Source organism: Rhizobium giardinii bv. giardinii H152 (genome assembly GCF_000379605.1).
GTDB lineage: Bacteria > Pseudomonadota > Alphaproteobacteria > Rhizobiales > Rhizobiaceae > Pararhizobium > Pararhizobium giardinii.
In genome coordinates this window covers 32626-42850 of record NZ_KB902689.1, presented here as the reverse complement: position 1 = coordinate 42850, position 10225 = coordinate 32626, and the positions used below count along the sequence as shown (strand labels likewise).

Below are 10225 nucleotides of genomic sequence, written 5' to 3'. Positions count from 1 at the left end.
GAAAAAGCGGGATTTGCGTCATCCGCTTTTCATTGAAGCCGCAGCCTATCTCCGCACTGTGGGCAAATCCAAGCTCGATTGGCTCGACAGCACAAGCCGGGCCTATGTGCCACTCGCCAATCCCGATGCCGACGCTCGTGCAAATCGAACGCAATAAAGCATCCTTCGGATGCGCCATCCGTCGCCGGGTTCACGCTGGCAGAAATCACCTCGGATCTTTCGTGGGTGCCGGATATGGTTGGCCTGGAACAACCCTCAGCGACGGCGGAAGCCTATGTGCAGGGTCCACTCGATTGAGGAGATGGACGATGTTCTTGGCAGCGCTGTCCGAACATGCCGTCACCAGCACGGCCGTGATCAAGGGGAAATCGGTCAAAAGGTGCCTGCGACCTCTGTAGCAAAATCAGGGCGACCGCTTTGGCAATCACGCCGCATCGTTCTGGGTGTCGCGCGCACGGGGGGCCTCAAGACCAAGGATTGACGCTTGCGAGCGTCAATCAAACAGATACACTTACCCAGCCAGGCAGTGGGTCGTCGAGCGCTGTCAATGTGCGACTTGTGAAGCTGCCGACATTAATTCTTCGGGATCGAGCGCCTGGCACACATTCCAGGGTTTCTCTTCAACTTCTGTGAAGCTCCAGCGCACCACACCTTCTCGATCTAGCAGGAAATGGCCGATAAGCTGCATATGGCCGGGTATCCTCACCTGCTGATCGGCTTCGGTTAATTCGTAACCATCCTTCTCGTTGAGAAGGTCGGCCGCTGTGGCCGGATCCATCGGTTCAGGCAGCTCACCCGGCCGGTCGACCCGCATTGTCTTGACGACGTCCATTCCGACCTTGTACGGCCAGTCAGTCTCATTTTCCGTGAACTCGAGGAGGGGTAAGCCGAAGGCGCGATGCGAAGCTCGCCCCGGGTCGGATGCGGCCAGGAGACCGGGTATTGGATGATAACGAAAATAAAATCGCGCGCGTTCGACCGGGGTGTTTACCACCGCGAGAGATTCGATGCCTTTCTCACGTAGTGCCGGGCCGAGCTGGGCCATCGTCGCGACGTGGCGTCGGCAGAACGGGCACATCAGGCCCCGGAACAGTCCGATCAACAATGGGCTGCGGCCGTGAAAATCATCAAGTGCGATCTTTCCCTCGCTTGAGATCGCATCCAGCACAATGTTCGGGGCCTGCTCGCCCGATTGCAACGGATGGTCGGCATAACGCGCAGACATGGACAACTCCTCGCCCCGTGGGGCTAGTCGAGAAAGGCACGGCAAAGTCTCCAAGATCGCTTCCGTGCCGGGCGAACGTTCCCTCAAGGCAAAATAGCGTTCGGCCTCCGCCATGTTGCCGAGGTGGAAATTGAGCGATGCAATTGCCTGACCCTCGTCTTGGCGGATAGCCAGGATCCACCCTAAGAATGGCCCTACATTGTCTCACGAGCAAGTATAAACAGCGAAACGTCGCGCACCAACGACGGCGTGTCTTTACGTTCCAGACCTTGTGAATGAAATCCACCGGGACGTCAGGATGGAACAGATCTGACATCGAGTTGACAAACACGTTGCGCGGCTTTTTCCAGGAAGCCGGTACCGCCAATGCTATCTCATCGAGGGCGATAGCTCCGGTCCACTTCGCGCTGCAACCGGTCTTGCGCGTCAAGCCGACGTATTTTTCAACGCCTATCGCTTATAGTCGAGCCGCTATCCGCATTGCATAGCAGTTCGTGCAACCCGCGCTCATAATCGAACATCCAGCGATGAGCGTCTCTGGCGAGGGGTGTATTCCGGGACGCGGGTCCATGAAGGCCGAACACTGATAATCCGAGTCCAGCATCGCCATGAAGGATGTCGCAACAATCATTTCTCCGCAGGCTGCGCATCGCAGGATATACGAGCCGCCGTGGACGACCGATTCCGTTTTCTCCAGTCCGCAAGCCGTACAGGACAACATACTATTCGTGGTCCAAATTAGCTGCGCACATTGCTTCTGATGATGAGGTCATGAGGCGACTGCCAGGATAATGGCGATGACGAGCAGCAAGGGGGCCAATCCATCTGAAATGACGAACCACCAGCATCTTGTGCGCCGGATTTCGTGACAAGGAGAGATAGCCAAAGCCCACGGACGTCATCCCCAAGCCGGCGCAAAACATGATGAAGTCGTCGACATAGGTTGCGTCACCGTGGTGCTCCTGCCTTTGAATGCGCCATGTGCTGGCCCTTGCTGTTGTGGCGTTTCGTAGACGCCGGGGTCGCCCCGGCCTCATTTGGCCCTGTCGCCGCCTCAGGTTTCATCCTGGTCATCAACCGCCACGACGGTGTAATTAGCCCAGACGCTCCGGGAGATCGCGTCGCTCTGGGCATATTCGGCGTCGAACTCTTCCAGGAGAGTGAGGAACCCGCCCTTCGCCTCGACATCCGCCGGGGTAACGTATCCCCATTCGCATTCTTCGCAGTGCGCGTATATGTCATCTGTCGCGAGATTGCGAAACAGAAACAGTCGCCCTTGGCGACAGGATGTACAGTTTCCGGCGTGGTAGCGGCGAAGCATGCATTTTCTAGCCCAAGTCACTCGATTATCCAGTATGGCTCGGCAGCGCCAACCACGTCCAGCCCGCTAGCCAACTTCGTGAACTGTTTTCAGGCGACGCCTGTCGTTTGCGATCTGCCGGAGGCGTCCATCGAATTTCGGGCGACACGCGTCTCACGCGTGCAGAGGAAAACAATGCACCTGCTGTCGGGGCGTTCATCGTGTATGATGGTCCGAGATGGGAGAACGTCAAATGTTCGGTCTGCTCGCGTTGCTCACGGCGTCGATCTTCTTCGGCGCCGCCATTTACATAAACGTGGCCGAACAGCCGGCAAGGCTTGGCCTCGATGATCGCGCGGCCCTCGCGCAATGGGGTCCGGCGTACCGGCGGGGCTTCGAAATGCAGGCTTCTCTCGCGCTCATTTCCGGCCTCCTCGGCGCTGCGGCCTGGTGGCAGACCGGCAATCCGCTTTGGGGTGTCGGCGCAGCGATCATCATCTTGAACTGGCCCTATACGATGCTCGTCATCATGCCGGTCAACCGGCGCCTGGAGGCAACGCGACCGGAAGAGGCGGGCGACGAAACCCGTGACCTTCTTCTCCGCTGGGGCAAGCTTCATGCGGGCCGAAGCGCCCTCGGCGCAATCGCGGCGGCCATCTTTCTGCTCGCAGCCTTTCGCGGTCTTTGAACCTTCCTGCCGAGGGCTACCCGCGCAATCACTGCGAAGATTCCCCTCAGCAGCCAATCAAAGTGCTTTGCGCTAGCGAGTTTGAACGACACTATTGGCGAGCCTGGCGTAGGAGTCTCCCCTTTCTGAAAGATAGTCGTAGTATGAAATTCGGCCTCCTGCGTCCGCATAGTCTTCGAGCTTTTGAAAATCAGCTTCATTCAACACTACATGCATCCCTTTGTTGAGAATTCACTAGCCAGCATTCCAACTTGTTAATTACCTTTTGTTTTATAGTATTTCTTTCTCCAATCCGGCGCAGATCGACCTTGGCATCGACCCCTAGACAATTCCAAAAGAAAAACATTTTGCAGCTTGGCGACGGTATAGAGCCGGGCGCATAGCACTCCAGAAAATTAGGCTCCGTTGAAGGATCGACGTAGATGTTTTTCTCTACGGACAGCGAAGGGTTCTTCGCCGGGAAAGTCACCAGATCGGTTCCTGGCGCACGGTATCCGACGGAGCTCTTTTTTAGGGTTTCAAGCCGAACTTTCAGAAAGTCTCTCACCGAAAGCGTCGGCGCCAGGTGCACCATGAACATCACGATATCCGAAACCCGGCTGCCTAAATTTTCGGTTGTTAGCTTCCGATTGAAAATGAAAATCGGGATAGTCGACGATAAATGCTTCGGCTGTCGACTTATTCAGGATCCCATCCAAGGCGGCGGATAAAGAAAGTAGCCTCGGGGGATGAGAAAGACGTGCTCTGAATATGCTGAGCGCACGACAATTGGTTGGTCAGGATCGATAGATCTGAAACCTGAAAGGACCAAGGCGCAAAATGCTATCGCAACTATGACCCAAAACGAGTGACCGACAACGGGGGAGGAGGTAGTCACGCATCACTCCTCGGAAATACGCTTTTGCGCATGCACACATACTGCATTTCATAAAAGAACTTTAAATTTGGCAATTCCGCGAGGAACGTTGGTGCTTCGTGGCTATGTTATGACGGGTGGGCGAATATTCATCTGCAAATTTAGTGATACTGGAAAAATTAACCTGCGTTAGAATTTCCTAATGCGTTGTCTTAAGCCCTTGATAGTCGCATTCGCGGACTTCATCGAGGCGGCGAAGCACGGTTGCCGCCGATCACGTCTTGCGTCCGAGCGCACCAGTTGGCTCGGATGTCTCAATCCCTCGCCTTGAAAGGGTGTGAACCCACGAGCCTGTTATTGCAACTTTGAATTAGAAAGTGATTTTCTAATCCGCACATGAACTCGGCGAAACCGGATGACGGATTTAGGGCCGGTGCGAGCGTTTGTTTGTCCTATATGGATCCGGTCGCGGACCGTCTGTATTCGGCTCACGTCGCAGCCGTTGGAAACCGTGCCTTGTATCACCTCGAGATGGCATCCTTATGAGACGTATCTCTGGCCAGCGAGGCACCCTGCTCCTGGGCAATAATGATGCGGGCTGGGCCGCAAAGGATCCCGGCACGCTCTTCGTCAAGACGGTGAAGACAACCAGTCTGGACGCCGCCTACGACTCCACCAAGTTCTATGAGGCCTGGCGAACCGTGATCCAGGGCTATGGGATCTACAATCCCTATACCGGCGGTCCCTATACCGGCCGTGGCGCCATCAAAGGCCTGCTGCCACATGGCCCTCATAACCTCCGGGACATCTTGGCAACCCATATTCTGAAGCTGACCGGGTCTTATGAGCAGGCGAGCTACGCGATCCAAGATATCCCGGATGTAGTGCAGCAGCACTATGGCCGCTTTTGGCTGCCAAGATATTGAACCAGGCCTGGGAAGCGGCGTAACGACCAGAATGACTGGGAATGGCGCGGTCCACTGTTCCATACCCTTAAAGGCGCCATGTCTTGATCAGTGCGTGATGTCTGGACTTGTACTGGCGATGAACCATGCTATATGTAGGTACATACCTACATCGGAGTGCCGTGCCGTGTCTACCCTTACCAGCCGTGAACTCAATCACGACGTCAGCAGTGCCAAGAAAGCGGCGCAAGATGGACCTGTGATCATCACTGACCGGGGCAAGCCGTCGCACGTGCTGATGACCTATGACGATTTCAAACGTCTTTCCGGAAAGCGCGGCAGCCTCATCGAGGCCCTGTCTATGCCCGGGCTTTCGGAGATCGACTTCTCTCCCGAACGTATCGAAATTGTTTCGCGCGCGGTCGATCTGTCTTGACCTATCTGCTCGACACCAACGTTGTCTCCGAACTGCGGAAGATTGGCGACGGCAAGGCCGATGCCAATGTCGTCGCCTGGGTCGGGCGGGAAGAATCGACAGCCTTCTTTCTCTCGGCGATCACCATCCTGGAACTGGAGCGTGGTATCCTTGGCGTGCAACGGCGCGATGCCCGCCAAGGCGCCCGGCTGCGGACTTGGCTCGACAACCATGTCCGGCCTGAATTTGCCGGCCGGATTTTATCGATCGACGATGCCGTCGCGACGCGCTGCGCCCATCTGCATATTCCCGACCGGCGCAATGAAGTCGATGCTCTGATTGCCGCGACAGCACTCGTTCATGAGCTGACGGTGGTTACTCGCAACGTGAGAGACTTCGAAGGGACGGGCGCAATCATCGTCGATCCCTGGCTGGGATGATTTTGCAGGGTGCGCTTTAGACGAGAGAGGACGCTATAACCGCACGCCCCGTCGCCACTCGATAACGACCGATAAGGTTGGCTTATCGAACGCAAGACTTATCGTCTTGGGGAGGGGTTCAGACAGTCAACCCAAAGTGTGAAAACTTCGCTAGGGATAGCGATGCCCTCAACGACCGCTTCAGCCTCGATCGCCCGGTTTCCGAAGGTTTTATAATCGCATATATTGCCCGCATGGTAGAGCCGCGACATACCTTCGGTCCGTTTGTCTTGGATGTCGGCTGCGGTTTGCTGCAGCGGAACGGCAAGTCCGTGGCTATTGGCCAACGAGGCCTAGCCCTCCTCCAAGCGCTGCTCGAGGCCGACGGAGGGGTCATTTCCAAGGCAGTACTGATGGAGCGGGGATGGCCAGACACGATCGTGGAAGAAGGAAATTTGACCGTCCAAATCGCGGCCCTGCGGAAATCGCTAGGCCCCACCCCGGATGGGCGTGACTGGATCGCAACCGTCCCTCGTGTCGGCTATCGCCTGGTTCGCCCAATCGACGGATCAAGAAAGACCGATGTTGCGCTTTCCGTCACGCCGGCACTTGCAGTTTTGCCCTTTGCCAATCTTAGTGGCATTGCCGAGCAGGACTATTTCTCCGAGGGCGTGGTAGATGACATCATCACCGCACTCAGCCGGTTCAAGAGTTTTGCTGTGATCGCCCGCAACTCCAGTTTTGTTTTCAGAGACCCCGCGGTGGATGTCAGGGAGGTGGCAAAGGAACTCGGCGTCCGCTATGTGCTCGAAGGCAGCGTCAGGCGAAGCGGCAATAAGCTGAGGATCACGGCGCGGTTGGTCGAGGGTGGCGACGGTGTGCATCTCTGGGCGCAAAGCTTCGACGGTGAACTGGACAACGTGTTCGAATTCCAAGACGACATCACCGAACGCGTCGCGACCATCGTTGGTCCCCTTATACAGAGGGCGGAGATCGACCGTTCGCGGGGCGAGCGGCCGGGCAGTATTGCTACATACGACATCTACTTAAGGGCGCTGTCCAAAATTCTGACGGAATCGGCGAGCGACAATGCCGAGGCCTTTGCGCTGCTAACTGAGGGACTGACGCTCGAGCCGGACAACGCCCTGCTCAACGCCCATGCAGCTTGGGCACTGGAGCACCGGATTACCATGGGCTGGACACCAATCGGCCCCAAAGACCGCGAAGAATGCTTCATGCTGGCGCGAAGGGGTCTTGAGAATTCCGCCGGGGACCCGGCGGTTACGGCGCATTGCGCCATGGCGCTGGTTCAGGTGGCGCGGGAGTACGACTGGGGCATGGCAGTTCTGGATGAGGCCGTCGAGGCTAACCCTCACAATCTGATGGTCGTGACCGCAGCAGGCGTCGCTAACCTGCATTGCGGCAGCGTCGAAATCGCACTCTCCTTATTCCATCGGGCGAACCGGCTCTCACCACGCGATCCCCTCGCCCACATTTCGCTATGCGGCACAGCACATGCGCAGATGATCTTGGGAAATTACAGCGAGGTCTTGGTTTGGGCTGCGCGAGCGCTTGCTATCAATCCGAATTTCGATGCCAGCTTCTGGATGCTGATTGCCGCCAACGCACATCTTGGCCGCCTCGATCAGGCTCGCCATTTCCTCAATGAACTCAAAAAAGCCTCTCCGGGCATCACGATCGCGCGCATCGAGGCAGGACAGCCGGCCAAGGACCCAAGCAGGATTTTGGCCATCCTCGAAGGTTTACGGATTGCCGGGCTTGAAGAGGACTGACGCCGGCGCTCTTGCCACTCATCCGATCACGGGCGCCTCGGCAGCCGAGCGGTACGCCAAGAGTGACGCGTCAGGTTGTTTCGGCTGCCGTGCCCTTTGGAAAAATTAGTAATTTTTAGCATCCGCTGAAGGACCCTAAACGGGCTTGTCATTGAGAATGCTCCTCTCGGCGTCGATTGGCGCAGGATTAGAGGAGACTCACAATGCTCACGACCTTGACGATCGTTTCCCTCGACCAGGGTAAAATCTATTCACCGCCTCCCGATCAGGTGCACGAAGTGGCGAAGGCGGAGATCAACTCATTTTCTGGTTGTAGACAAATCGTGCCGACCCGAAAAACCGCTGGCATCGTATTTGATTGTTTGACCGCGCCGATCTTGGGTCTGCGCCGAACCTTTGACCGACTGGTTTCGGTGCGCGGTCGGAACGAACGGGCCTAACGCCATATGGCCTGGTCGGGACACGCATGTGCAGAGATGACACGGCGCTATCAACAGCGACGTGATCGCTTCGGGGCGAATTTGTCGCCATGCCAAATCTCCAGCTCCTGCCGAAACCCTTCTGGCAGGAAGGCAGAAACGGCTGGCTGCTCGATGTCATTGAGCGTCGAATTTCCCCGATGGTGACGGTTCGTCAGTCGATGATGTGATAGCCGCCATCGACGTAGAGCACCTGTCCCGTGATCAGCCGCGCGGCGTCGTGGGCCAAGAAGGCCGTTGCCACCCCGACGTCCTCGATGCTGATGAGTTCGCGGGCCGGCGCCTTCGTCCTGGTCTTTTCCAGAAGCTCGTCGAATTCAGGAATGCCGGAGGCGGCGCGGGTCGCCAGCGCACCCGGAGAGATGGCGTGGACCCGAATGCCTTTCGGTCCGAGTTCCGCGGCGAGGTAGCGGACGGCGCTCTCGAGGGCGGCCTTTGCCACCCCCATGATATTGTAGTTCTCGACCACCATCTGCGAGCCGTAATAGGTCATCGTGAACAGCGTGCCGCCGTTCTTCATCAAGGGTTCGGCAAGATGAGCCATACGGATGAAGGACCAGCAGGAAATGTCCATCGTTGTCAAAAACCCCTCGCGCGGCACATCGACGACGCGCCCGCCGAGCGTATCCCTGGGCGAGAAGGCGATGGAGTGGACGACGAAATCGAGCTCGCCCCAGGTGCTGGCGATGCGGTCGAAAACCGCCTCGATCTGGCCGGGAACGGCCATGTCCATCGGCATGAAGATCGGTGCCTCCACCTCGCGGGCAAGCGGCTCGACATAGGTCCTGGCCTTTTCGTTGAGATAGGTGATCGCAAGCTCGGCACCGAAGGCACGGAAGGCGCGTGCGCAACCCCAGGCGATCGAGCGATCGTTGGCGATGCCGACGATCAATCCTCTTCGCCCCCTAAGAAGCTGTGCATTGACGACCGGAATGGACATTGATTGCTTCTCCTTGTGTCTGGCTTCAAGACATGTTGACGAGCGCCAGCGTATGGCGCGCGATCATCAGTTCCTCGTCCGTCGGCAGAACGTAGACTGCAACGCGGCTCGCCGGGGTGGATATCAGGGTCTCACCGGCTTCATTTGCCGCAGCGTCGAGGTCTGCGCCGAGCCAGGCGAGCCTTTCGGTGATGCGGGCGCGGATCGGGGCGGAGTTCTCCCCGACGCCAGCCGTAAACACGAAGGCGTCGAGGCCTGCGAGCGCAGCGGCAAGCATGCCGGCGCTGAGCGCACAGCGATGGACGAAGTGATCGATGGCGAGGGCGGCACGCGGGTTGTCGCTGGCGAGAAGCTCCCGCATATCGCTCGATATTCCTGACAGACCCTTTAGGCCGGACGACCTGTAGAGGAGGTCGGTCACCTCCCTGGCGCTCATGCCCTTGTGCTCGATCAGGTAGAGCACGACGCCCGGATCCATCTGGCCCGGTCGTGTCCCCATCGGCAAGCCGTCGAGCGCGGTGAAACCCATCGTCGTCTCGACGCTGCGCCCCTCCCGCAGTGCGCACATCGACGCGCCGCTGCCGAGGTGGGCAGCAATGATGCGTCCGCCGGCGATAGCGGGTGCGACCTCGGCCAACCGCTCGCCAATATATTCGTAGGACAGGCCGTGGAAGCCGTATCGCCGAACGCCCTGCTCGTAGTAGTCCCAAGGCAAGGCATAGCAATCCGTATGCGGGGCGTGGCCGCGATGGAATGCCGTGTCGAAACAGGCGACCTGCGGAACGTCCGGATTGATCTCCATCGCAAGACGGATGGGCGCCAGGTTGTTCGGCTGGTGCAGCGGCGCAAGCTCCTGGAAAGTGGCAAGCCTGTCCAGGGTGTCGTGGTCGATCAGCATCGGTCTCGCATAATCCGGGCCGCCATGCACGACCCGGTGCCCGATCGCCCGGAGGCTGAACCCCTCGAGGCTCTGCAGCCAGGTGCGAGTTTCGGCAATCGCCGCCGGCAGGTGGCCAACCGCATCAGGCGCATAGCGACGATCAACCAGCACCGCTCCATCGGCAGCAGTCGCCACAAGACGCGGCCTCGTCCCGATACCATCCATCTGGCCGCGGATGCAGCGTCTCAGGCCCACATCGGCAATTTCGAAGATCTGGAATTTGAGGCTGGACGAGCCTGCGTTGACGACAAGGATCGCGTCCATG

10 protein-coding genes and 3 pseudogenes are annotated in these 10225 nt (G+C 58.1%); 6 read left to right on the top strand and 7 right to left on the bottom strand.

The features are described 5' to 3' along the window. Nucleotides 1-544: 544 nt before the first annotated feature. The 4 genes and pseudogenes from A3AY_RS0121300 to A3AY_RS35785 all read right to left on the bottom strand — a co-directional run bounded on the left by A3AY_RS0121300 (nucleotide 545) and on the right by A3AY_RS35785 (nucleotide 2546). Nucleotides 545-1225, bottom strand: coding sequence for a redoxin family protein (locus tag A3AY_RS0121300; protein WP_026203683.1), 681 nt, complete (start codon nucleotides 1223-1225; stop codon nucleotides 545-547). A gap of 256 nt (nucleotides 1226-1481) precedes the next feature. Continuing rightward, nucleotides 1482-1739: pseudogene (locus A3AY_RS40675) on the bottom strand (DUF5131 family protein); the annotation flags it as partial. Between the two features lie 9 nt (nucleotides 1740-1748). Continuing rightward, nucleotides 1749-1946: pseudogene (locus A3AY_RS40670) on the bottom strand (hypothetical protein); the annotation flags it as partial. A 333-nt stretch (nucleotides 1947-2279) separates the two neighbouring features. Continuing rightward, a complete protein-coding gene (locus tag A3AY_RS35785) occupies nucleotides 2280-2546 on the bottom strand; it encodes a hypothetical protein (RefSeq protein WP_018327704.1) in 267 nt (88 codons plus the stop codon). Nucleotides 2547-2778: 232 nt separating this feature from the next. Here A3AY_RS35785 and A3AY_RS0121290 point away from each other — a divergent pair, with 232 nt between their 5' ends. After that, nucleotides 2779-3213, top strand: coding sequence for an anthrone oxygenase family protein (locus tag A3AY_RS0121290; RefSeq protein WP_018327703.1), 435 nt, complete (start codon nucleotides 2779-2781; stop codon nucleotides 3211-3213). Between the two features lie 196 nt (nucleotides 3214-3409). On the opposite strand, the gene A3AY_RS39320 is transcribed toward A3AY_RS0121290, so the two are convergent. Beyond that, on the bottom strand, nucleotides 3410-3793 hold the full coding sequence (locus A3AY_RS39320; RefSeq protein WP_154663320.1) for a hypothetical protein: 384 nt from the start codon (nucleotides 3791-3793) through the stop codon (nucleotides 3410-3412). 827 nt (nucleotides 3794-4620) lie between these two features. Here A3AY_RS39320 and A3AY_RS0121280 point away from each other — a divergent pair. The 5 genes and pseudogenes from A3AY_RS0121280 to A3AY_RS35780 form a co-directional block, all read left to right on the top strand. Continuing rightward, a pseudogene (locus A3AY_RS0121280) lies at nucleotides 4621-5018 on the top strand (hypothetical protein); the annotation flags it as partial. A 95-nt stretch (nucleotides 5019-5113) separates the two neighbouring features. Continuing rightward, on the top strand, nucleotides 5114-5410 hold the full coding sequence (locus A3AY_RS0121275) for a type II toxin-antitoxin system Phd/YefM family antitoxin (RefSeq protein WP_051108387.1): 297 nt from the start codon (nucleotides 5114-5116) through the stop codon (nucleotides 5408-5410). Then, complete coding sequence (locus A3AY_RS0121270; RefSeq protein ID WP_018327699.1) at nucleotides 5407-5829, top strand: type II toxin-antitoxin system VapC family toxin; 423 nt, start codon at nucleotides 5407-5409, stop codon at nucleotides 5827-5829. Before A3AY_RS0121275 ends, A3AY_RS0121270 begins: the two co-directional genes overlap by 4 nt. 233 nt (nucleotides 5830-6062) lie before the next feature. Next, nucleotides 6063-7601, top strand: a complete 1539-nt coding sequence (locus A3AY_RS0121265) for a winged helix-turn-helix domain-containing protein (protein WP_018327698.1) — start codon at nucleotides 6063-6065, stop codon at nucleotides 7599-7601. Nucleotides 7602-7804: 203 nt separating this feature from the next. Further along, nucleotides 7805-8041 (top strand): hypothetical protein, encoded by a 237-nt coding sequence (locus tag A3AY_RS35780; protein ID WP_018327697.1) that lies wholly within the window; start codon nucleotides 7805-7807, stop codon nucleotides 8039-8041. A gap of 193 nt (nucleotides 8042-8234) precedes the next feature. Here A3AY_RS35780 and fabI read toward each other — a convergent pair whose 3' ends face one another. Together fabI and A3AY_RS0121245 are read right to left on the bottom strand one after the other, a co-directional pair. Beyond that, nucleotides 8235-9020 carry an enoyl-ACP reductase FabI gene (gene fabI / locus A3AY_RS0121250; protein WP_026203681.1) on the bottom strand — a complete coding sequence of 262 codons (786 nt, stop codon included), beginning with the start codon at nucleotides 9018-9020 and terminating at the stop codon, nucleotides 8235-8237. Nucleotides 9021-9045: 25 nt separating this feature from the next. Then, nucleotides 9046-10224, bottom strand: coding sequence for an acetate/propionate family kinase (locus A3AY_RS0121245; protein ID WP_018327694.1), 1179 nt, complete (start codon nucleotides 10222-10224; stop codon nucleotides 9046-9048). Nucleotide 10225 lies beyond the last annotated feature (1 nt).